The sequence below is a fragment of the Gordonia sp. JH63 genome, assembly GCF_009856645.1.
Lineage (GTDB): Bacteria > Actinomycetota > Actinomycetes > Mycobacteriales > Mycobacteriaceae > Gordonia > Gordonia hongkongensis.
The window spans coordinates 3,221,716-3,243,824 of the sequence record NZ_CP047235.1 but is presented as its reverse complement, the minus strand read 5'-3'; the positions used below and the strand labels follow the sequence as shown (position 1 = coordinate 3,243,824).

General features: G+C 67.5%; 18 protein-coding genes. 16 read left to right on the top strand and 2 right to left on the bottom strand.

What is annotated here, in order from left to right; genetic code table 11:
- Window positions 1-23 precede the first annotated feature (23 nt).
- The 5 genes from lspA (at window position 24) to GR168_RS14375 (ending at window position 7,402) form a co-directional block, all read left to right on the top strand.
- Window positions 24-677, top strand: a complete 654-nt coding sequence (lspA, locus tag GR168_RS14395; RefSeq protein ID WP_065632315.1) for a signal peptidase II — start codon at window positions 24-26, stop codon at window positions 675-677.
- Window positions 670-1,596: an RluA family pseudouridine synthase gene (locus GR168_RS14390; RefSeq protein WP_055476137.1), complete on the top strand. Its 927-nt coding sequence runs from the start codon at window positions 670-672 to the stop codon at window positions 1,594-1,596. Before lspA ends, GR168_RS14390 begins: the two co-directional genes overlap by 8 nt.
- Window positions 1,597-1,657: 61 nt before the next feature.
- Window positions 1,658-3,229, top strand: a complete 1,572-nt coding sequence (locus tag GR168_RS14385; protein ID WP_159371035.1) for a serine/threonine-protein kinase — start codon at window positions 1,658-1,660, stop codon at window positions 3,227-3,229.
- 219 nt (window positions 3,230-3,448) lie between these two features.
- The gene (gene dnaE, locus GR168_RS14380) at window positions 3,449-6,991 is read left to right on the top strand and encodes a DNA polymerase III subunit alpha (RefSeq protein ID WP_055476139.1); all 3,543 of its coding nucleotides are present in this window, start codon (window positions 3,449-3,451) and stop codon (window positions 6,989-6,991) included.
- Between the two features lie 141 nt (window positions 6,992-7,132).
- Window positions 7,133-7,402 carry a hypothetical protein gene (locus tag GR168_RS14375; RefSeq protein ID WP_055476140.1) on the top strand — a complete coding sequence of 90 codons (270 nt, stop codon included), beginning with the start codon at window positions 7,133-7,135 and terminating at the stop codon, window positions 7,400-7,402.
- Here GR168_RS14375 and GR168_RS14370 read toward each other — a convergent pair.
- Window positions 7,345-8,331, bottom strand: coding sequence for a hypothetical protein (locus GR168_RS14370; RefSeq protein WP_159371034.1), 987 nt, complete (start codon window positions 8,329-8,331; stop codon window positions 7,345-7,347). The two genes, GR168_RS14375 and GR168_RS14370, sit on opposite strands and share 58 nt — an antisense overlap.
- Before the next feature lie 232 nt (window positions 8,332-8,563).
- Here GR168_RS14370 and ilvA point away from each other — a divergent pair, with 232 nt between their 5' ends.
- Window positions 8,564-9,940: a threonine ammonia-lyase IlvA gene (gene ilvA / locus GR168_RS14365; protein ID WP_159371033.1), complete on the top strand. Its 1,377-nt coding sequence runs from the start codon at window positions 8,564-8,566 to the stop codon at window positions 9,938-9,940.
- Between the two features lie 147 nt (window positions 9,941-10,087).
- Window positions 10,088-10,414 (top strand): hypothetical protein, encoded by a 327-nt coding sequence (locus GR168_RS14360; RefSeq protein ID WP_159371032.1) that lies wholly within the window; start codon window positions 10,088-10,090, stop codon window positions 10,412-10,414.
- Window positions 10,415-10,460: 46 nt separating this feature from the next.
- Here the strand turns inward: GR168_RS14360 and treZ are convergent, their stop codons facing one another.
- Complete coding sequence (gene treZ, locus GR168_RS14355; RefSeq protein WP_159371031.1) at window positions 10,461-12,251, bottom strand: malto-oligosyltrehalose trehalohydrolase; 1,791 nt, start codon at window positions 12,249-12,251, stop codon at window positions 10,461-10,463.
- Window positions 12,252-12,564: 313 nt separating this feature from the next.
- Here treZ and GR168_RS14350 point away from each other — a divergent pair, with 313 nt between their 5' ends.
- The 9 genes from GR168_RS14350 to GR168_RS14310 are packed head-to-tail and all read left to right on the top strand — an operon-like array spanning window position 12,565 to window position 22,100.
- Window positions 12,565-13,422, top strand: a complete 858-nt coding sequence (locus tag GR168_RS14350; RefSeq protein WP_159371030.1) for an ABC transporter permease — start codon at window positions 12,565-12,567, stop codon at window positions 13,420-13,422.
- 1 nt (window position 13,423) lies between these two features.
- On the top strand, window positions 13,424-14,290 hold the full coding sequence (locus tag GR168_RS14345) for an ABC transporter permease (protein WP_055476553.1): 867 nt from the start codon (window positions 13,424-13,426) through the stop codon (window positions 14,288-14,290).
- Window positions 14,291-14,300: 10 nt separating this feature from the next.
- Complete coding sequence (locus tag GR168_RS14340) at window positions 14,301-15,638, top strand: MCE family protein (RefSeq protein WP_159371029.1); 1,338 nt, start codon at window positions 14,301-14,303, stop codon at window positions 15,636-15,638.
- Window positions 15,635-16,669, top strand: a complete 1,035-nt coding sequence (locus GR168_RS14335; RefSeq protein WP_159371028.1) for an MCE family protein — start codon at window positions 15,635-15,637, stop codon at window positions 16,667-16,669. Before GR168_RS14340 ends, GR168_RS14335 begins: the two co-directional genes overlap by 4 nt.
- Window positions 16,666-17,655 carry an MCE family protein gene (locus GR168_RS14330; protein WP_055476590.1) on the top strand — a complete coding sequence of 330 codons (990 nt, stop codon included), beginning with the start codon at window positions 16,666-16,668 and terminating at the stop codon, window positions 17,653-17,655. The genes GR168_RS14335 and GR168_RS14330 overlap by 4 nt, the downstream gene beginning before the upstream one ends.
- Window positions 17,656-17,696: 41 nt before the next feature.
- Window positions 17,697-18,797, top strand: a complete 1,101-nt coding sequence (locus GR168_RS14325; protein WP_159371027.1) for an MCE family protein — start codon at window positions 17,697-17,699, stop codon at window positions 18,795-18,797.
- A gap of 11 nt (window positions 18,798-18,808) precedes the next feature.
- Entirely contained in the window at window positions 18,809-19,957 is a 1,149-nt protein-coding gene (locus GR168_RS14320; protein ID WP_159371026.1) for an MlaD family protein, read from the top strand.
- On the top strand, window positions 19,954-21,126 hold the full coding sequence (locus tag GR168_RS14315) for an MlaD family protein (protein WP_159371025.1): 1,173 nt from the start codon (window positions 19,954-19,956) through the stop codon (window positions 21,124-21,126). Before GR168_RS14320 ends, GR168_RS14315 begins: the two co-directional genes overlap by 4 nt.
- A 59-nt stretch (window positions 21,127-21,185) precedes the next feature.
- On the top strand, window positions 21,186-22,100 hold the full coding sequence (locus GR168_RS14310) for a hypothetical protein (RefSeq protein WP_159371024.1): 915 nt from the start codon (window positions 21,186-21,188) through the stop codon (window positions 22,098-22,100).
- The last annotated feature ends 9 nt before the right edge of the window (window positions 22,101-22,109 follow it).

Here is a 22,109-nt window from a genome sequence, read left to right as displayed (position 1 = left end):
GACGTGTCGTGGACAATGATGCTGTGGATGACCAACCCCTGACGGATCGAGAGCACGTGGACCCGCACGACCGTGTCGAACCCGGGGCCGACCGGCGACCCGGCGACACCGACGCCGCCGCACGTCCCGGCCGTCGGGTGCCGAAGGCGACGATCGTGGTGCTCGGCGTCGCGCTCGTGGTCCTGGGACTCGACCAGCTGACGAAGTCGATCGCCGTCGCCGCGATCGACCCGATGCGCCCGGTGGAGATCATCGGCGACTTCGTCACGCTGCGTCTGGTCCGCAACAGCGGCGCGGCCTTCTCCATGGCCACCGGATACACCTGGGTGCTGTCGATCATCGCCCTGGTGGTCGTGCTCGTGATCATCCGCTACAGCAGCCGGCTGCGCTCCTGGTGGTGGGTGGCGGGTCTGGCCCTTGTGCTCGGTGGCGCCATCGGCAACTTGACGGACCGCATCTTCCGTGCCCCGCAACCACTTCAGGGCCATGTCGTCGACTTCGTGTCGGTGGGGTGGTGGCCGGTGTTCAACGTCGCCGACTCCGCGGTGGTGTGCGGTGCGATCCTCCTGGTCGTCCTCTCCGCGCTCGGTTTCGACTACGACGGCACCCGCACGGGCTGGGCGGCCCGTCGCGAGCAGCGCGATCCCGCCGGCACCGAGGGCGGCGCGCATGCGTGAATCGCGGTTCCTGCCGGTGCCCGACGGCCTCGACGGGATGCGCGTGGATGCCGGTGTCTCCCGGATGCTCGGGCTGTCGCGCACCGTCGTCGCCACTCTGGCCGAGGAGGGCGACGTCGTCGTCGACGGCGTGGCGGTGGGGAAGTCGCACAAACTCGCCGCGGGCACGATGCTGCACGTCACGCTGCCCGAACCGGAGGAGCCGCTGCGCGTCGAGCCGACCCCGGTCGAGGACCTCGAGGTCATCTACCACGACTCCGACATCGTCGTCGTCGACAAGCCGGTGGGTGTCGCCGCGCATCCCTCGCTGGGCTGGAGCGGCCCGACGGTCATCGGGGCCCTCGCGGCTGCGGGTTTCCGGATCTCGACCTCGGGAGCGCACGAACGTCAAGGGATCGTCCACCGTCTCGACGTCGGCACGTCGGGGGTCATGGTGGTCGCGGTGTCCGAACGGGCGTACACGTTGCTCAAGCGGGCGTTCAAACAGCGGACCGTGCACAAGGGTTACCACGCGCTCGTCCAGGGGCACCTCGATCCGCCGTCGGGGACCATCGACGCGCCGATCGGCCGGCACCGCGGCAACGACTGGAAGTTCGCGGTGACCGCGAACGGCAAACCGAGTGTCACCCACTACGACACCCTGGAGATGTTCGCGTCGGCGTCGCTGCTGGACGTTCACCTCGAAACCGGTCGCACGCACCAGATCCGGGTTCACTTCTCGGCCCTCCACCATCCGTGCTGCGGTGATCCCACGTACGGCGCCGATCCGGTGCTGGCCAAGAAGTTGGGTCTGGAACGCCAGTGGCTGCACGCGCGGTCGCTCGGGTTCGCCCATCCGGCCGACGGCCGACAGGTGGAGTTCACCTCGTCATACCCCGAGGACCTGCAGCACGCGCTCGAGGTCTTGCGCGCGACCTGATCTCACGCGCGACCAGGCCGTTCGATCGACTATTTCCAAGACACACCGCTAGATTGGGGGAGTGCTCGAGCCGGGAACCCTCGTCGCCGGGTACCGCGTCGAACGGGTACTCGGCAGCGGCGGCATGGGTGCGGTCTTCCTCGCCCGGCATCCGGAGCTGCCCCGGTACGACGCCCTGAAGGTGCTGAAGGCCTCGGCCGGGCTCACGGACAGCAACTTTCGCCGGCGGTTCCTGCGGGAGGCCGAGGTCGCGGCCACGCTCGACCACCCGAACATCGTCACCGTGTTCAACCGCGGACGTGCGAGTGTGCCGGTGGCGTCGAGGCCGGACAAGTCGGCGGAGGCCGATCTGCTCTGGATCGCCATGCAGTACGTCCCGGGAACCGACTGTGCGCGCGAACTCGCCGGATGCGGCCGCCTCGCCCCGCGTCGCGTGGTGCACATCGTGTCGGAGGTGGCGCGGGGGATCGACCACGCCAACCGGCGCGGACTGCTGCACCGCGATGTGAAACCCGCCAACATCCTGCTCGCCGAGGTCGACGAGGATTCGTCGTTCGACGAGCAGCGGGTCCTGCTGACCGACTTCGGGGTCGCCAAACTGTCCGACGAGACCGAGGCGCTCACCTCGGTCGGCACGGTCCTCGCCACGCTGTCGTACGCGTCCCCGGAGCAGCTGACGGGTCGTCGACTCGATGGCCGGACCGACCAGTATTCGCTGGCGGCCACCACTTTCCACCTGCTCACCGGGCGCGTGCCCTTCGACGACCGCGACAACGGCGCCGTCATCGGAGCACATCTGAAAGAACCCGTACCGCGGGTTTCCGAGCTCGTGCCCGGACTCTCGCCCGACGCCGACGCGGTCATCGCGCGTGCGATGGCGAAGTCCCCGGACGAGCGCTTCGCCAGCTGCCGGGAGTTCGCCGACGCGCTGGCGACGGGTCTGCGGAACGTGCGGCCGAGGTCGGCCGCCGACCTCGACGCGGAGACGGTTCGCGGCCTCCCCGGTCGGATGGCCGGCGGCGCCGTCCCGGGTCCGCGCGCGCCGGACATGCCCGGACGGTCCGACCGGCCGACACCGCCGCCCGCCGGTCGCGCCGCGACCCCCGACCGACCACCCGCGGAACGTCGATCACGGCCGGGGCCGGCCGAGCCCCGCCGACCCGGGCCCGGCCGTCCCGCGGCGAACGTTGACCCGGCACATGAAGCGACGCAGCGCGCGGCCCCGGCGCGCGGCGGTCCGCCGAACGCCCCACCGGGTGCCGCCACGCCGCCCTCCGGCCCCGCGCCGGGCTCGCGGGTGCCCGGGCGCGGCCCGAGATCGAGGCCGACGACCGGTGCCGATCCGGCGGTGTGGCAGCATCCGCCGTCGAATCCGTTCCGGCAGAGCAACGACCACCTGCGGCCCGACCGGAGCCGCCTGGGCGGCGTCGGCCCGACACCGGCCGGCACCCCGCCGCGCGGCCTGGATGCCGCGGGACCCGGCGGGCTGCCCGGTCAAGGTCCCCGGGGCTGGGCCGGGCCGGCGGGTCCGACTTCATCGACGCCGTCGTCGTCGAACCGGTTGCCCATCGTGCTGGCGATCGTCGCCGCGGTGTTGCTGGTCGCGATCGTCCTCGTGTTCATGGCCCTGTGAGCGCGGTGAGCGAACCGGCTCCGCTACCACAGCTGTCCCATCCGTCACGACGCGGAGTGGGAGCCCGGCGGTGTCGGTGCACGCGCCTAGAGTGGACCCGGACTCGGACCCGCCCGACCGCCTTCGGGCGCACTCTCCCGGGTGCCGATGACCGCCGACCGAACCGACATCTGACGACTGACCCGACATCTACCGACTGATCTCGACAGAAGAGGCGCCGTGACGGACTCGTTTGTACACCTGCACAACCACACCGAGTACTCCATGCTCGACGGTGCGGCGAAGGTGTCCCCGTTGTTCGCCGAGGCCAAACGTCTGGGAATGACCGCGATCGGCATGACCGACCACGGAAACATGTTCGGCGCCAGCGAGTTCTACAACACTGCGGTCAAGAACGACATCAAGCCGATCATCGGCATCGAGGCCTACATCGCCCCCGGCTCACGATTCGACACCAAACGAATCCAGTGGGGCACCCGCGATCAGAAGAGCGACGACGTCTCCGGCTCGGGTGCCTACACCCATATGACGATGGTCGCCGAGAACGCGACCGGGCTGCGCAACCTGTTCAAGCTGTCGTCCCTCGCGTCGATCGAGGGGCAGCTCGGCAAGTGGTCGCGGATGGACGTGGACCTGATCGCCGAGCACGCCGAGGGGATCATCGCGACGACGGGATGCCCGTCCGGTGAGGTGCAGACCCGGCTCCGGCTCGGCCACGACCGCGAGGCGCTCGAGGCCGCGGCGAAGTGGCAGGAGATCTTCGGCAAGGACAACTTCTACCTCGAACTCATGGAGCACGGGCTCGAGATCGAGCGGCGTGTGCGCGACGGTCTGCTCGAGATCGGTCGCAAGCTGGGCATCAAGCCGATCGTCACGAACGACTGCCACTACGTGACCAAGGAGCACGCCGCGGCGCACGAGGCGCTGCTGTGCGTGCAGACCGGCAAGACCCTCTCCGATCCGACCCGGTTCAAGTTCGACGGCGACGGTTACTACCTGAAGTCCGCGGCCGAGATGCGCGAGCAGTGGGACTCGATCGTCCCCGGGGCGTGTGACAACACCCTGGAGATCGGCGAGCGCGTCGAGTCCTACAAAGAGGTCTTCACCCACCGCGACCGGATGCCGGTCTTCCCGGTCCCCGACGGCGAGACGCAGCAGACGTTCCTGCGCAAGGAGGTCGCGAAGGGACTCGCGGAGCGCCGTTTCGCCGGCACCGAGGTGCCCGAGGAATACCTGCAGCGCGCCAACTACGAACTCGACGTCATCATCCAGATGGGGTTCCCGGCCTACTTCCTCGTCGTCGGCGACCTCATCCGCCACGCTCTCGAGGTCGGCATCCGGGTCGGCCCGGGCCGTGGCTCGGCGGCCGGTTCGCTCGTGGCCTGGGCGCTGGGCATCACGAACATCGACCCGATCCCGCACGGCCTGCTCTTCGAGCGGTTCCTCAACCCCGAGCGGGTGTCGATGCCCGACATCGACATCGACTTCGACGACCGTCGTCGAGGCGAGATGGTGCGGTACGCGACCGACCGGTGGGGCAGCGACAAGGTGGCCCAGGTCATCACGTTCGGCACCATCAAGACGAAGGCCGCGATCAAGGATTCGGCGCGCGTCCAGTTCGGTCAGCCGGGATTCGCGATCGCCGACCGCATCACCAAGGCGCTGCCGCCGCCGATCATGGCCAAGGACATCCCGGTCTGGGGTATCACCAACCCCGAACACGAGCGCTACAACGAGGCCGCCGAGGTCCGCACGCTCATCGAGACCGATCCGGACGTCAAGAAGATCTACGACACCGCGATCGGACTGGAGGGTCTGATCCGCAACGCCGGTGTGCACGCGTGTGCGGTGATCATGTCCTCGGAGCCGCTGACCGACGCGATCCCGGTGTGGAAGCGCGCGCAGGACGGCGCCATCATCACCGGCTGGGACTACCCGTCGTGTGAGGCGATCGGCCTGCTGAAGATGGACTTCCTGGGTCTGCGCAACCTCACCGTCATCGGTGACGCCCTGGAGAACATCAAACTCAACCGGGGAATCGATCTCGACCTCGACTCGCTGCCGCTCGAAGACGAGAAGACCTACGAACTGCTCGCCCGTGGCGACACCCTCGGGGTGTTCCAGCTCGACGGCGCCGCCATGCGCGAACTCCTGAAGATGATGCAGCCCACCGGGTTCGAGGACATCGTCGCCGTGCTCGCGCTGTACCGTCCCGGGCCGATGGGTGTGAACGCCCACACCGACTACGCCAAGCGCAAGAACGGTCTGCAGGAGATCAGGCCGATCCATCCCGAGCTGGAGGAGCCGCTCAAGGAGATCCTGTCGGAGACCTACGGCCTCATCGTCTACCAAGAGCAGATCATGCAGATCGCGCAGAAGGTCGCCGGGTACTCGCTCGGACAGGCCGACCTGCTGCGTCGCGCGATGGGCAAGAAGAAGAAGGAGATCCTCGACGAGGCCTACGACGGCTTCGCGGAGGGCATGCGCAACAACGGTTTCTCCCAGGCCGCGATCACCGCGCTGTGGGACACCGTCCTGCCGTTCGCCGGCTACGCGTTCAACAAGTCGCACGCCGCCGGCTACGGGCTGGTGTCCTTCTGGACCGCGTACCTCAAGGCGAACTATCCCGCCGAGTACATGGCCGGCCTCCTGACCTCGGTCGGCGACGACAAGGACAAGGCCGCGATCTACCTGGCCGACTGTCGCAAGCTCGGGATCACCGTGCTGCCGCCCGATGTCAACGAGTCCCAGCGGAACTTCGCCGCGGTCGGCAAGGACATCCGATTCGGCCTGGCCGCGATCCGCAACGTCGGCTCCGGCGTCGTCGGTTCGATCATCTCGGCGCGCGAGGAGAAGGGGAAATTCACCAACTTCTCCGACTACCTCGGCAAGATCGACGTCACCGCCTGCAGCAAGAAGGTGACCGAGTCGCTGATCAAGGCCGGCGCCTTCGACTCACTCGGACACCCGCGCAAGGGTCTGTTCCTCGTACACGGGGAGGCCGTCGAATCGGTCATCGGAACCAAGAAGGCCGAGGCGATCGGACAGTTCGACCTCTTCGGCGACGCCGGCGGTGCCGACGACTCGATGGCCGAGGTGTTCGCGGTCAAGGTGCCCGAAGAGGAATGGGACACCAAGCACAAGCTCGCCATCGAGCGGGAGATGCTGGGGCTCTACGTGTCCGGCCATCCGCTCAGCGGCGTCGAGCACGCGATCGCCGCGCACACCGACACCTCGATCTCGACGCTCCTCGAGGGCAACGTCGCCGACGGCGCCCAGATCACCATCGGCGGCATCATCTCCTCGGTGACCCGGCGGGTGAACAAGAAGGGCGAGCCGTGGGCCGCGGTGACCCTCGAGGACATGGTCGGTGGAGTCGAGGTGTATTTCTTCCCGCGGGCCTATGTCGCGTACGGGATGGACATCGTCGCCGACAACATCGTCCTGATCAAGGCGCGCGTCAACCTGCGCGACGACAGCATGATGATCAGCGCGAACGATCTCGCGGTGCCGGATCTGGAAACCGCGGGGGCGACCAAACCGGTGGCCCTGACACTGTCGGCGCGACTCTGCACCCCCGACCGCGTGGCGGCGCTCAAGCAGGTGCTGACCCGGCATCCCGGCATGGCCGACGTGCACGTGACGCTCGTCAGCGACAAGCGGCAGACCCAGCTGAAACTGACCGAGTCGTTGCGTGTGGCCCCGAGTTCGGCGCTGATGGGCGACCTCAAAGCCCTCCTGGGGCCCAGCTGTCTGAGCTGACGCGGCTGAAGTGAGGGACGCCTGCTCGACCGACTTCACCCGGCCGTGACGCAGGATTCGGGTACCCGAACATTTTCCTTCGCCTTCCGCTACACTCGACGTCACGTCCAGCGCACCCGGCCAGTGAGGGAGTGATCCGACATGGCGACTCTGATCGACGTCGACCCCGGTCGTCCGGCATCGCGGCAGCCCCGCACCGTCGATGTCCTGGGTGCGCAGTGGCCGGTCCACAAGGCGCACGCCGTCGCCGCCGCGGTCGTGGTGGCACTGGTCAGCCTCGTTCTTCTCGGCTCACTCGCGGTCACCGCCTGGGCGAGCGGACTGACGCTGCTCGCGGTGTGGTGGGGCGAGCGCTACCTGCCGGGGACGGCGGCCGTCGCGCCGGCATCGAACCCGCCGGGGATCTCGTAGATCCGTCCGTCGAATCCGGCGCGGAAGAGACGTCCGGCCGAGAACCCGCGGTCGCCTCGTCCGTAGGACACGACGCTCGAGGTCGGTAGGCCCGTCGCGAGCACGCAGTAGCTTCCGGGCGCCGTCACACGCACGATCTCACCCGTCGCGTTGAACGGCACCACAGGTCGGTCTCGTGAATCGAGGGTCAGTCCGTCCGGCGTCGACGGCGCACCCACGTTGAGCAGGTTCTGCACGACGCGCGGATTCGCGGTGGAGATCCGGCTGACGCCCGGGTTCACGAAGGTCCTCGACACGTACAGCCACCCGTCGCCGCGTCCGAGAACTGCTCCGTTCGCGCTCGGCAGCGCTCCCCAAGCCGCCTGCACGGCGCCGGTGGGGCTCACCCGACCGATGAGATTGCCGAAGTCGTTGGTGGCGTACACATTTCCGCGCGCCGACACATCCATCCCGTTGGCCGCCGAGAGTCCCGTCACCCAGGGCCGCAGTGCGCGGGTGTTGACGTCGAGACGGGCGATGGATGCGTGTCGCAGCGCGTCGCCCACGAAGACACGCGGGTCGGCGCCGTATCCGACCAGCAGGGTGCCGCCGGGGGTCCACGCCAGCGCGCCCGCTCCGCTCCCGCCCGGCACGCGTGCGATCGGAACGGCTGGTGCGCCCGGTCCGGCGAGGCGATACACACGACCGGTGATCAGGTCGGTGGTGTAGAGGCGTCCGGCGGCGTCGACGGTCAGGCCCTCGAGCGCTGCGCCGGACACCGACCCGACGAGTCGCGCCGGCTGCCCGGCACCCGCACACACGGGGGCGGCCGCGGCCGGGGCGGGGTCCACGGCGGCTCCGAGTCCGACCGCCAGAGCGGCGGCCGCGCCGAGCGCGGCCAGTCGCGACAGGCGTCGGGTGCGGGGTGGGAAGGTTCGACGAGCTGTCATGGCTGCTCCCTGGTCGGTGAGGCTGGTCGCCGTCGGCGATGGCTGGGCGAGACGGTTGTCGGGAAGATTCCCGTCCGGCTCGCTGTCAAACGCACCCGTCCAGTGTTGCGCCATCGGGTGCGCGAATGTGCCGCGATGCGATTCATCCGGCGCCGCGAGGCCACCACCCACGACGCGGTCGCGGACGGGCGTCGGAACCCGCGACATCGGATCACCGGCAGACAGTGAGAACATGGCTGTCGTGAGTACGCACCACGTCCCGGTCCATCAACAGGCGTTGTCGGTAGACGCGATCGAAGCCGCATCGATCCGTATCGCCGACGCGGTGGCGCGTACCCCGCTCGAGATCTGCCCGCGGCTGTCCGCCGACACCGGGGCCGAGATCTTCCTGAAGCGCGAGGACCTCCAGGCCGTCCGTTCCTACAAACTGCGCGGTGCCTACAACGTGATGGCGCAGCTGTCGGCCGAGGAGCTGTCGCGTGGCGTCGTCGCGGCCAGCGCCGGCAATCACGCCCAGGGGGTCGCGTTCGCATGCCGGAGCATGCAGGTGCCCGGACGCATCTATGTCCCGACCACCACGCCCAAGCAGAAACGAGATCGAATCCGTTGGCACGGTGGTGACTTCGTCGAGCTCAGGGCCGTCGGCGACACCTACGACGCCGCCGCGGCCGCTGCTCAGGACGACGTGATGCGTACCGGGTCCGCGTGGATTCATGCATTCGACGACCCGCGGACCGCGGCCGGTCAGGGGACCATCGCGCACGAGATCGTCGAACAGCTCGGTCGTGTTCCCGACGTCGTGGTCGCACCGGTCGGCGGCGGGGGATGCCTGGCCGGGATGGCCACCTATTTCCGCGGCCTGTCCGAGGACGTCACGATCGTCGGTGTCGAACCGACCGGCGCGGTGTCGCTGAGCGCCGCCCTCGTCAACGGGGGACCGGTGACCCTCGCCGAGATCGACCCGTTCGTCGACGGGGCAGCGGTGAAGCGCATCGGGACCATCGGGCACCGGGTGTTGTCGGAGATGGGCGCGACCGTGACCGATCACCCGGTGCTGGCGAGCATCACCGACGCCCCCGCCGCACGCGTGGTACCCGACGAGCGTCAAGCGCCCGTGCCGGGAACTGCGCATATCACCCACGTCGATGAAGGCGCCATCTGCTCGGCGATGCTCGAGCTCTACCAGAACGAGGGCATCATCGCCGAACCCGCGGGGGCGCTCGCCGTCGCGATCCTCGACAAACTGCAGCTGCCCGCGGACTCCACGGTGGTGTGCCTGGTCTCCGGCGGCAACAACGACGTGTCCCGGTACGGCGAGATCATCGAGCGCTCGCTGGTGCACCGGGGACTCAAGCACTATTTCCTGGTCGACTTCCCACAGGAGCCGGGTGCGCTGCGGCGATTCCTCGACGAGGTTCTCGGACCCGACGACGACATCACGCTGTTCGAGTACGTGAAACGCAACAACCGGGAGACCGGCGCCGCCCTCGTCGGCGTCGAGCTGGGACACCGCGACGGGCTCGGCGACCTGATGGACCGGATGGCCCACTCCCGACTCCACTGCGAGCGGCTCGAGCCGGGTAGTCCGGCGTACGCCTACCTGACCTGAGAATCGGGGCCGCGAAACTCCGGCGTCGACCATTCGGATGACTCACCAGACCACGGGAACATTCGCGTCCGGTGCCGCCTCCAAGTACATGAACCGCCCAGAGGCACTGCACCACCACAGCGCCTCGTCACTTGGAAGGACAACCCCATGAGCACCGAGATCCCCGCCGACGCCGTTCTCATCGACACCGATGGCGACGGAGCCACCGACGCCGCACTCACCGACGTCGACGGTGACGGCACCACCGACGCCATCCTCGACACCGACGGCGACGGCCAGGCCGACTCGATCGCCTACGACACCAATGCCGACGGCGAGATCGACGTCATCGAGGCCGACACCGACGCCGACGGCTACACCGACATCGCGGTCGCCGACACCGATTGCGACGGCACCTTCGACACCGCGGTCGACGACGAGGGCAACGTCGAGGTCGGCGACTTCGGCAGCATCGACGGCGGCGACGCCGTCTGAGCACCTCGATTCCATAGCCCGGAGCCGCGGTACACCCGGCTTCGGGCTATGAGACGTTCCGGCGGCGGCCGACGATCACGTTGTGTCCCGGTGAAGCGAGTCCGGAGTCCTCGGAACTCGGTGACTGCCAGGCCAATTCGACGTCGAGCGAGATCGGGACGGTCACCGGTGCGGCGCCGGGAACACACACCACCGACCAGTCACCGCGATGCATCGCGAACCATCCGGCCGCCTCGTCGAAGTCGACGGACACCGACGAGAAGGCCGGATCGGACAGCGCGGCTTCGGCTTTCCGCAAGGCGATGAGGGTTCGATAGAAGTCGAGCACACGCGCGTGCGCGGGATCGTCGAGTTCGGTCCAGTCCAGCTTCGACCGTTCGAACGTCGCCGGGTCCTGCGGATCGGGCACGTCGTCACTGTCCCAGCCGTGTTCGGCGAATTCCGATTTGCGCCCCTCCGCGGTGGCCCGGCCCAGTTCGGGCTCCGGGTGGGAGGTGAAGAACTGGAACGGTGTCGCGGCCGCCCACTCCTCACCCATGAACAGCATCGGGGTGAACGGAGACAGCAGGACCAGCGCCGCCTTGATCGCCAGCTGTCCGCCGTCGAGGTAGGCGCTCGGGCGGTCGCCGATCGCCCGATTGCCGATCTGATCGTGGTTGCAGGTATAGGCGAGGAGGGCCGACGCGGGCAGCCGGTCGGTCGGGATCGGCCGTCCGTGACGGCGTTTCCGGAACGACGAATAGGTGCCGTCGTGGAAGAACCCGCCGGTGAGAACCTTCTTCAGGCAGCCGTAGCTTCCGAAGTCGCGGTAGTAACCCTGCCGTTCGCCCGACACCAGCGTGTGGATCGCGTGGTGGATGTCGTCGTCCCACTGCGCGGCGAGTCCGAGTCCGTTGACGCTGCGCGGGGAGATCATGCGGGGATCGTTGAGGTCGCTCTCGGCGATCAGCGACAGCGGCCGTCCGAGTTCGACGGCGAGATCGTCGGTCGCGGCGGCGAGTTCTTCCAGGATGTGCACGGCGCGGTGGTCGGCCAGCGCGTGCACCGCGTCGAGGCGCAGGGCGTCGACATGGAACTCGGTGAACCACCGCAGGGCCGTACCGGCGATGAACGCACGGACCTCGTCGGAGTCCGGATCGGACAGGTTGACCGACGATCCCCAGGATGTGACGCCCGCGGAGAGGTAGGGCCCGAAGTCGGGTAGGTAGTTGCCGGACGGACCCAGATGGTTGTAGACGACGTCGAGGACGACACCGAGTCCCCGGGCGTGACAGGCGTCGACGAACCGGGCCAGCGCTGCCGGTCCGCCGTAGGTCTCCTGCACCGCGTACCAGCCGACGCCGTCGTAGCCCCAGTTGTGAACCCCGTTGAACGCGTTGACCGGCATCAGCTCGACGAAGTCGACCCCCAGGTCGACGAGATGGTCGAGCCGGCCGATGGCGGAGTCGAGCGTGCCCTCCGGGGTGAAGGTGCCGAGATGGAGCTCATAGACCACCGCTCCCCGGATGTCGCGACCGGTCCAGTCGGCGTCGGTCCATCCGGCGTCGTCGACGGTGAACAATGCCGACAGTTCGTGCACCCCGTCCGGCAGGCGCACGGCCCGCGGATCAGGACGCACCGGTCCGCCGTCGATCGAGAATCCGTAGCGCAGTTCTCCGACGGGTTCGGTTCCCGGTGTGGTGTCCACCTGCCACCACCCGCCCGCGCCTGCCGTCATGGTGATCCGGTCCGCGGCCGGGTCCTGCGCGGACGACCCGATCACCAGCTCTACGACCTGCGCGTTCGGTGCCCAGACCCGGAGTTCGCCCAGTGATCGCGGTGGTCGGAAGGGCTCCACATTGGAACGAAGTGGTAGGTTTTGTTCCCGCTGGTCGTCCGACCAAGTTATTGTGCTCTGGGCAACAGCGGCAGCGGTCGGGGGATTCGTCACATCATGCAAGGTATGTCGGACCTCGGACAGGTGCAGTCGGGCGCTAGTGTGAGGCCGGACACATTCGGAAGAGGAGAATGGGGTATGTTACCCGCGGCGCTCATGCCCACGGGGGGCACGCGGAGGGGTTCTGCGGAAACGAGGACGCGCGTCGGCCACGACGCGCGCGATCGCGACCTGACGGCCGGTGAACGGGTAAGCCGAGACCCAAGGGCAGGGATTGAGCACTAACGCAGTCACCTCGGACGACGAGGAGGTGGGTCGCAAGAGGCCGGGGGCGGTGCGGTCGTGGGTGGACGGCCATGTCGTCGCCTCGTTCGACACATTCGGTCGCCAGCTCGGCATGTTCGTCGAGGTGTTCCGGACCCTCTTCGTCGATCTCTTCAAGCGACGGTTCCCCTTCGGGGAGTTCATCCGTCAGTGCGCCTTCATGGCCAGCACCTCGGTTTTCCCGACCCTCCTGGTCGCCATCCCGATCGGCGTCATCGTGTCGATCCAGGTGTCCAACATCGCCGGTCAGGTCGGTGCCACGTCGTTCTCCGGCGCGGCGACGGGTCTCGGTGTGATCCGGCAGGGTGCACCGCTGGTGACGTCGCTGCTCCTCGCGGGCGCCGTCGGCTCGGCGATCGCCGCGGACCTCGGATCCCGCACCATCCGCGACGAGATCGACGCGATGCGCGTCATGGGCGTCAACCCCATCGAGCGTCTGATCTCGCCGCGACTCCTCGCGACGATGGTCGTCAGCTTCCTGCTCTGCGGGTTCGTCTGCTTCGTCGGGTTCATCACCGGCTACGTCTTCAACGTCTACTTCCAGGGCGGCACACCGGGTAGCTACACCGGCACCTTCGCGTCCTTCGCCACCACCGCCGACCTCATGTTCGCGTTGTCCAAAGCCGTCATATTCGGCGCGATCGTGGCCATCGTCGCCTGCGATCGCGGCCTCTCGACGAAGGGCGGGCCCGCGGGTGTGGCCAACTCGGTGAACGCCGCTGTCGTCAACTCGGTCCTGCTGCTGTTCACGGTGAACGTGATCCTCACGCAGCTGTTCGCGATCCTGTTCCCGTCGAGGGTGGTGTGAGATGACCGCGTCACGGTATGTACCTCCGGCCCTGCGGCCGCTCGAGGCCGCCAAGGCGGTGTACCGCGGTCCGCGCGATGCGCTCGCCGCGATGGGCCATCTGATCACCTTCCTGGTCCGCTCGATCGCCGCGGTGCCACTGGCGTTCCGTCACTACAGCAAAGAGGTGTGGCGCCTCCTCGCCGACGTGGCCTGGGGCAACGGCGCCATCGTCGTCGGTGGCGGCACGGTGGGCGTCATGGTGATCCTCGGCATCATGGGCGGCGCGACCGTGGGCATCGAGGGCTACACCGCCCTCAATCTGCTCGGCATGTCCCCGGTGACCGGCGGGCTGTCCGCCTTCGCGACGACCCGCGAGATCGCACCGCTGCTCGCCGCGACCGCGTTCACCGCCCAGTCGGGTTGCCGGTTCACCGCACAGTTGGGCTCGATGCGCATCGCCGAGGAGATCGACGCCCTCGAGGCGATCGCGATCCGGCCGCTGCCGTATCTCGTCACCACCCGGATGTGTGCGGCCGTCCTGGCGATCATCCCGCTCTACTCGGTGTCGCTGGCCGCCAACTACCTCGCCTGCCAGTTCATGTTCATGCTGCAGAGCGGTCAGGGTGAGGGCACGTATCTGTACTACTTCAACCAGTTCCTCGTCTCGTGGGACATGTTGTTCTCGTTCTTCAAGGTGATCGTCTTCGTCCTCCTGACGACGTTCATCCAGTGCTATTACGGCTACTTCGCCTCAGGTGGTCCCGAAGGAGTGGGAGTTGCTGCCGGACATGCCATCCGACTCGCGATCATCGTCATCGTGTTCGCGAACCTGGTCATGACACTCGTGTTCTGGGGCACGTCGCCCGGGATCAAGATCTCGGGATGAGGGGGAGACCGTGAACATCGCGACCGACGGGCGCAATCCCTCGCTGCTGCAATACGTGCTGCGCGGAGTCGCCTTCCTGCTCGTCCTGCTGGTGATCTTCGTGCTGCTGTTCATGCGATATCAGGGCACGTTCAGCAAGACGGTGGCCGTGACCGCCGACCTCGTCGATGTCGGCGACGGGCTGTCCACCGGTGCCGACGTCCGCTACAACGGGCTGATCGTCGGCACGGTCAAGTCGATCAGCGTCGAGGACTCCGCACAGGCCGACGCGTCCCGGTTGATCAAGAACGTCGCCATCGACATCCAGCCCGCCCAGGCGGAAGGCATTCCTGCCTCGGTGACCGCGCGTACGGTTCCGTCGAATCTGTTCGGTGTCAACTCGGTCGAGCTGGTGCAGCCCGCCGAGGTGGGTGCCGACCGGTTGTCCGCCGGCGATGTGATCCCGGCCGACGACTCGCTCGAGACGATCAAGCTGCAGGACGCCCAGAACGAGCTGAAGCGGATCCTCGACGCGGTGCCGCCGGAGGAACTGGCGCAGGTGCTCGGCACGATCGCCGACGCGCTGAAGGGCGGCGGCTCGGTGTTCGGGTCGTTCGTCCCCGTCCTGAAGAACTACTTCGACTCGATCAACGCCCAGTTCCCGCCGGGCGCGCCCCCGGGTTTCGACAACTTCGATGCCGCGCTCACCGGACTGTCGCAGTCGGCGCCGCAACTGCTGGACACCCTGGGCCGCAGCGTGATCCCGGCGATCACCATCGCGGAGAAGCAGCGTGACCTGACCGCGGTGTTGACGGCGAGTCAGGGCCTGCTCGATCAGACCCAGTTGCTGTTCGCGCGCAATGGCGACAGCGGTCAGCGTCTGGTGACCGATCTGAACCGCATGCTGGGTGCGCTCGTCCTCGAGCCGAACTCGCTGCCGCAGGGCGTGATCGCACTGAACAACCTGGCCGCGAGGGTGCTGACGGTGTTCACCGGCACCAACGGTCACGTGCAGCTCAACATCGGTGTCAGCTTCGGCGCCTTCCAGCGCTACACCCGGCAGAACTGCCCGGTGTACGACGGCGGCCCCTACGGCACACTGCGCGGCCCCGGCTGCGTGGGACCGGGCACGGGCACGGGGCCGACGATGTCGGGTCCGCTGTCGATCTATCCGTCCGACGGGATGCGCCGGAACAAGCCGGTCGGCAATGTCACCACCGATGCCGACAACAAGACCCTCGGCACCGTCTTGCGCCGTACCCCGTCGGCAGCGGACACGATCATGCTGGGCCCCCTGGTCCAGACGCTCGAGGTGCGCAACGCCGCCGAGCCGGGCCGGGGTGGCGACGGCCAAGGAGGAGGACGATGAGCGCGGCTTCGGAATCGATCCGCAAACCGCTGATCGGTTTCACCATCTTCGGGATCGCCGCGTTGCTGGTCACCTACGTGATCTTCTCGACGCTGGAGCGCTCGGTGCCGGGGACGACCAACAGCTACACCACCTATTTCGGTGACGCCTCGGGTCTGGCCGAGGGCGACGACGTCCGCATGGCCGGAGTCCGCGTCGGTCGTGTGGACGGGATCGAACTCGCCGACGGCCGCGCCCGGGTCACCTTCGAGGTGCAGGACAACCAGCAGGTGTACACCAACACCCGGGCGGCGATCCGCTACCAGAACCTCATCGGGCAGCGATATCTGAACCTGACGCTGGTCCCGGATCGGGAGAGCACGCCGCTCGACCCGGGGTCGACGCTCGAGCTCCCCTCCGAGGACTCCTTCGACGTCACCACATTGCTCGCCGGGTTCCAGCCGGTCTTCGAGACCCTCACCCCGGAACAGGTCAACGCCCTGTCCGAGGGCTTGATCCAGGCGTTCCAGGGCAATTCGGTGTCCTTGAGCTACACGGTCGCCGAGGTCGGCCGCCTCGCGGAGGACACGGCCAACCGGGACGTCGTGCTCGGCGCGATCATCAACAACCTGAGTGCGGTCATGCGCGACCTGTCGCGCCAGGGCGGTCAGCTGGGCACCGTCATCGAGTCGATGTCGGCGCTGATCGCAAACCTCAACTCGAACTCCGCGGCGTTCGGCAGTGCGGTGACCGACATCGGCCGCACCGCAAGCGGATTCGCCGACGTGCTGAGTGAGAGCCGACAGAGTCTCGCCGACGCCGCGACGGACGGCCGGATCGCGACCAACACCCTGATCAGCAATGGCGCCAAACTCGATCGGATGGCGGTCGACGCGCCGATCTTCCTCGGTCATTTCCCGCTCGTGCTCGGTGAGGGCGCTTACTTGAACATCTATGCATGTGATCTCGACGTCGCGATCGGCGACGTCCTGCTACCGCCCGGGATCTTCAACAAGATCGGCGGCACGAATCACTCGGTGGTGTGCCGATGAGCTGGTTCCGCAGGAGTTTCCGTGACAACCGGCGCGTGTGGTTCGGCGTGATCGGCGCCGTGGTCATCGTCGCCCTGTTGCTCGGCGTGACCGCTCTCGCGACTGCGCATCTGGGCAAGAAGACCCTCACCGGCGACTTCGCCCAGGCCGGCGGTATCCGGCCGGGGGACAAGGTCCGCGTCGCCGGTATCGACGTCGGTGAGGTCACCGACACCGAACTCGCCGGACAGCACGTCGCCATCACCATGAAGGTCGACAGCGACGTCCGGGTGACGTCCAACGGTTCCGCCGAGATCAAGATGTCGACGTTGCTGGGTCAGCGCTACATCGATGTGTCGCTGGGAGATTCGCCGGAGGATGCACCCGACGGGCACATCGCGAAGACCGCCGTGCCCTACGATCTCCAGCGCACCATCGAGGCGGGCGCGCCGATCCTGACCGGGATCGACGACCGGACGCTCTCCGAGAGCATCCGCACCCTCAACCGGCAGCTCGCCGGCGTACCGGCGATCACCGAGCCGACCTTCGAGGCGCTCACCCAGATGTCGAAGGTCATCACGAATCGCAAGGACCAGATCAACCAATTGATCGCCGACACCAAGACGATCACCAACATCGTCAACGACAATCAGGCCCAGCTCGCCGTGATCGTGGGTCAGGGACGCGACCTGACCCAGAAAATCGTTGCGCGTGAAGAACTGGTCACCCGGATGCTCGACGGCATCGCCGAACTCACCGAGCAGGCGACCGCGGTGGCCGGCGAGAACGCCAACCAGTTCGCGCCCATCATGGCCAACCTGAACACGATCACCCAGGGTCTGGAGAAGAACCGCAACAACCTCCGCAAATTGCTGGAGATCCTCCCGGTCACCGCGCGCCTGACCAACAACGTCATCGGCGACGGGCCCTACGCGAACGGCTATCTGCCGTGGGGCATCTTCCCCGACAACTGGCTGTGCCTGGCCCGGGTGGTGGACGGATGCTGAGCCCGGAAACGATGAGCCCGGACAGGACGGCAGGTACGACGATGCACGCCCATGGACTCCGCCGCCCGATCCTGCTGGTCGGGGTCGCGCTGCTCGGCATCCTGGGGCTCTCCGGTTGCTCGATGATCCCGGGGAGTTGGAAGGCGGCGCTCGGACAGGCCATCGAGGTCACGGCCTACTTTGACAACGTCGCCGGGCTCTACGTCAGCAACGACGTCGCGGTCCTCGGCATGCCGGTCGGTCAGGTCACCGCGGTGGAGCCGCAGGGCGAGCGCGTCAAGGTGACCATGACGATCGACAGCGACGTCCCCGTCCCGGCCGACGCCACGGCGGCGATCGTCAACACTTCGATCGTCACCACCCGCCATATCGAGTTGTCGCCCGCCTACGACGGCGGACCGAAGCTCGAGGACGGCTCGGTCCTGAAAGAGACGAAGGCCCCGGTGTCGGTCGGCGAGCTGTTCGACGCCATCGACGGTCTGGTGGTGGCCCTCAAGGGTGAGGGAGAAGGACCCGGCCCTCTCGCGGAGATGATCGACATCACCTCCGGCATCGCCACCGGCAACGGCGAGGAGATCCGCGCGGCGCTCGACGAACTCGGCGGGGCGTCCGATGTGGTGGCGGGCAACAGCGATGCCCTCGTCGACATCCTCGAGACCATCGAGGGTCTGACCACCACCCTGGTGCAGAACTATCCGAAGATGACGGCGTTCTCCGAGTCGGTCAACCAGGTGTCGCAGCTGCTGGGAGACCAGGCGCCCGGTCTGCTCGCCACCCTGGCCAACCTGAATCAGACGCTGCAGAACACCACCGTGTTCCTGCAGAACAACACCAACACCATGTCGGTGTCGTTCGACCGGCTCGCCGCGCTGACCGCCAATCTCGGGGACTACTCGCGGCAGGTCGTCGAGACGGTCGACGTCGGCCCGCTGCTCTTCCAGAACCTGAGCAACTCGATCTCGGCCGAACAGGGCGCGTGGCGCACGCAGGTGCTGCTCGACAAGACGCTCCTCGACAACGAACTCCTCGCCGAGTTCTGTGAGGCGATCAACCTGCAGAAGGACGGTTGCCGAACGGGCAAGCTCAAGGACTTCGGTCCCGACCTCGGTATCTACTCGGCGATGCTGGAGCTGACGAAATGAGAACGGCGACAATGGATTCGCTGAGCCGTTCGGACGGCCCCGGGCGCCCGGCGCGATCCCACGGCCGGGTCCGCCGAGGCGGGGTCATGGCGGTGCTGCTCGCGGCGCTCATGGGACTCACCGGTTGCGGACTCCTCCCGAGTCTCACGGTCGAGCAGATCCCGCTGCCCGCACCCGGCGGCATCGGTGACTCGATCACGATCACCGCGAACTTCGCCAACGCGCTCAACCTGCCGGCGCAGGCGAAGGTGAAGCTCAACGGAACCGATGTCGGACAGGTCACCGACCTCGTCGCCAAGGACTACACCGCCGTGGTGACCATGCAGGTCAGCAAGAAGACCAAGCTCCCGGTCGGGACCGGCGCCGAGCTCCGCCAGGCCACACCGCTGGGCGACGTCTTCGTCGCCCTGCTGCCGCCGATCGAGGCGCGCGACGGTCTGATGGTGGACGGGGACACGCTCACCGGTCCGACGTCGGCCGCGGCGACGGTCGAGGATCTGCTGATCAGCATGAGCGGGGTCGTGGACAGCGGTTCGCTGAACTCGCTGACGATCATCCTCACCGAGCTGAGCAGCGCGGTCGCGACGAACCCGTCGGATCTCAACGGCGCCATCCGGGGCCTGACCACCGGCATCCGGAAGCTGAACCAGAGTTCGGCGGCGGTCGATCGGTCGCTGGCCGCCACGCGGGTGCTCAGCGGTCAGCTCGCCGACGGGCGTGCGCAGATCATGGCGTCGATCAACAAACTGGGTCCGGCGCTCGAGTCGCTGAACGGGCAGATCGCCACGATCCTGACCACCCTGGACAAGACCCAGCAGGTCACCGCGGCCACCAACGACTTCCTCGACAGCGATCAGGACAACCTGGTCGAGATGCTGGGCCATCTGTCGACGGTGCTGGCCGGGCTCCGGCAGGCCGCGGGTCCGCTCGGATCACTGGCCGACAACCTGCACGAGCTCACGCCGAAGTGGGTCAAGTCCACACCGGGTAGCGCGGCGGCGGTGTCATCGAAGGTCTACTGGCTCAGCCCGGGTGTCGGCTTCGACTCGGCGAGCAGACTGCCCGAGATCCAGGACGTGGACGAGGGTTCGGCGGCGTTGCAGCAGACACTGACCCGTCTGCTGGCGCGGATCACGGGGACGAGGGGGTGTTGCGGATGAGCGGCATATTCGGTGTCCTACGCCGGAATTCGGTACTCGTGGGCAACATCGCCCTGGTACTGGTCATGGTCGTCGGACTCAGCTATCTCGCCCTGGGCATCCTGCGGTGGCAGCCGTTCGCCGACAAGTACAAGCTCACCATCCAGTTCCCGATCTCCGGCGGTCTGCAGGAGACGTCCGGGGTCACACTGCGCGGCGCGCGCATCGGCGACGTCGACACCGTTCGGGTGCAACCGGATTCGGTGGAGGTCGTCGTCACGGTCGAGGACCGGTACAAGATCAACCGCGACACCACCGTTGCGGCACTGGGTCTGTCGGCTGCGGGCGAGCAGTACGTCGATTTCCAGCCGGACACGTCCGACGGTCCCTACCTGGAGGACGGGGACGTCATCCGGGCCGACCAGACCGAGGTCACCGTGCCGTTCTCGCAACTGCTCGAGTCCTCGCTGGAACTGATCAACCAGATCGATCCGGCGAAACTCCGTTCCGCCGTGGACAATCTGAAGATCGCTCTCTACGACGAGGACGGCACGAACGACCTGTCCGTCATCTTCGATTCCGGTGGCACGATCTTCGCGAAGCTGTACACCGCGCTGCCGGAGACCACCAAGTTAATCCAGAACGCGGGGACCATCTTCAAGACCACGGCACAGATCCAGCCCGACCTCGGCACGACGGTTGCGGGATTGAGTTCGCTGGTCAACTCGGCGGCTGCCTCCGACAAGGAACTCCGCGAGCTCCTCGACCGAGGTCCCTCGCAGTTCACGAGCCTGGCGGGGTCGATCAACCAGTTGACGGATCCGATCACCGATGTGACGAAGCAGTTCGTCGACATCGCCGAGCAGGGTGCGTTGCGTGCGCCGGCGCTCGCGACGCTGTTCCCCGCGATCCGCGATGCCAGTGTCAAGAGCCTCACCATGTTCCACGACGGTGCGTGGTGGGCCTTCGGGTCGGTATACCCCCGTCCGAGCTGCAACTACCCGGTGACGCCGCGGCGCCCGACGCAGATCCTCGAGCTGGCCATCCCGACCAATCTGTACTGTGTGACCGAGGATCCGCGTCAGCAGATCCGTGGCTCGGCCAATGCGCCGCGGCCACCGGGCGACGACACCGCGGGACCGCCGCCGGGTTACGACCCGAACGCCCGTACCGTTCCGCTCGACAAGTGATGGGCCGCTCGACGACTGACGGCCACTCGACGACGACAGACAAGTTGTGTGACCTGTAGATGACTGACCGGAATGACCCAGATCGTACTGATACCGACGTGAATCCGACGGACGAGAAGGCCGACAGCACGTCGCCCGAGAGCGGGGATGTCGCAGCCGATCACACCGATGGGGCGACGAGCGCGGAGGACACGAACGACGCCGGGACCGCGGCGACGCCGCGGGGGAAGTCGGCTCGACGGAGCGGAACCGGCACGGCGGCGAGCACGTCCGAGACCGACGGTGCCGACGCCTCCGGTGCCGCGGGTGACCCGTCGCCGGCAGCATCATCGAAGGCGGGTTCGGATCGTCGCGAGATCTCGTTCACGGTCACCGGCGGCGGGATCAAGAAGGTTCTCGCCGCCATCGTCGCGGTTGCCCTCATCGCGCTGGTGGCGTTCTTCGGCTGGCGCGCCTACGACCTCCAGCGGGAGGCCGACGCGTTCGCCGATTCCAAGACGGCCTCGGCCGACTTCGTCACGAAGCTCGTGACGACGCTCAACGCCGACAACGCGGGCAACTCGAAGGAACTGCTGGGTCCGCTGTCGACGGGGGAGTTGCGCAACCGCCTCGAGCAGGAACGGGCCGACACCGAGGCCAATGTGGAGTCCCTGAACATCGAGGTGTCCTCGACGATCAGCGTGGTTGCCGTCGAGACCGTCGATGCCGACACCGCCAAGACCGTGGTGATGGCGGAGGTGACCGGCCGCAGCGTCAAGTTGCCCAGCGGCGGTACCAGCCTGATGGTCTTCCGCTTGGACCTCAGCAAGGAAGACGGCAAGTGGCTGGTGTCCGAGGTCGACGGTCCGCCGGGGAGCCCCAGCGGTCAGATCGATCCGTCGCAGTCGCTGCCCGGCGCCGCAGGTGCGCCGGCACCCCAGCCGTCGCCGGCACCGCAGCCGTCGCCGGCACCGCAGCCCGCGCCGGGCGGCTGATCCGGGCCG

Excerpts from the sequence above, each read along its gene's own strand:
- GR168_RS14390 (WP_055476137.1), top strand. The coding sequence starts at position 670 with ATGCGTGAATCGCGGTTCCTGCCGGTGCCCGACGGCCTCGACGGGATG.
- GR168_RS14375 (WP_055476140.1), top strand. The coding sequence starts at position 7,133 with ATGGCGACTCTGATCGACGTCGACCCCGGTCGTCCGGCATCGCGGCAG.
- GR168_RS14370 (WP_159371034.1), bottom strand. The coding sequence starts at position 8,331 with ATGACAGCTCGTCGAACCTTCCCACCCCGCACCCGACGCCTGTCGCGA.
- ilvA (WP_159371033.1), top strand. The coding sequence starts at position 8,564 with ATGGCTGTCGTGAGTACGCACCACGTCCCGGTCCATCAACAGGCGTTG.
- GR168_RS14360 (WP_159371032.1), top strand. The coding sequence starts at position 10,088 with ATGAGCACCGAGATCCCCGCCGACGCCGTTCTCATCGACACCGATGGC.
- GR168_RS14345 (WP_055476553.1), top strand. The coding sequence starts at position 13,424 with ATGACCGCGTCACGGTATGTACCTCCGGCCCTGCGGCCGCTCGAGGCC.
- GR168_RS14335 (WP_159371028.1), top strand. The coding sequence starts at position 15,635 with ATGAGCGCGGCTTCGGAATCGATCCGCAAACCGCTGATCGGTTTCACC.
- GR168_RS14330 (WP_055476590.1), top strand. The coding sequence starts at position 16,666 with ATGAGCTGGTTCCGCAGGAGTTTCCGTGACAACCGGCGCGTGTGGTTC.
- GR168_RS14325 (WP_159371027.1), top strand. The coding sequence starts at position 17,697 with ATGCACGCCCATGGACTCCGCCGCCCGATCCTGCTGGTCGGGGTCGCG.
- GR168_RS14320 (WP_159371026.1), top strand. The coding sequence starts at position 18,809 with ATGGATTCGCTGAGCCGTTCGGACGGCCCCGGGCGCCCGGCGCGATCC.
- GR168_RS14315 (WP_159371025.1), top strand. The coding sequence starts at position 19,954 with ATGAGCGGCATATTCGGTGTCCTACGCCGGAATTCGGTACTCGTGGGC.
- GR168_RS14310 (WP_159371024.1), top strand. The coding sequence starts at position 21,186 with ATGACTGACCGGAATGACCCAGATCGTACTGATACCGACGTGAATCCG.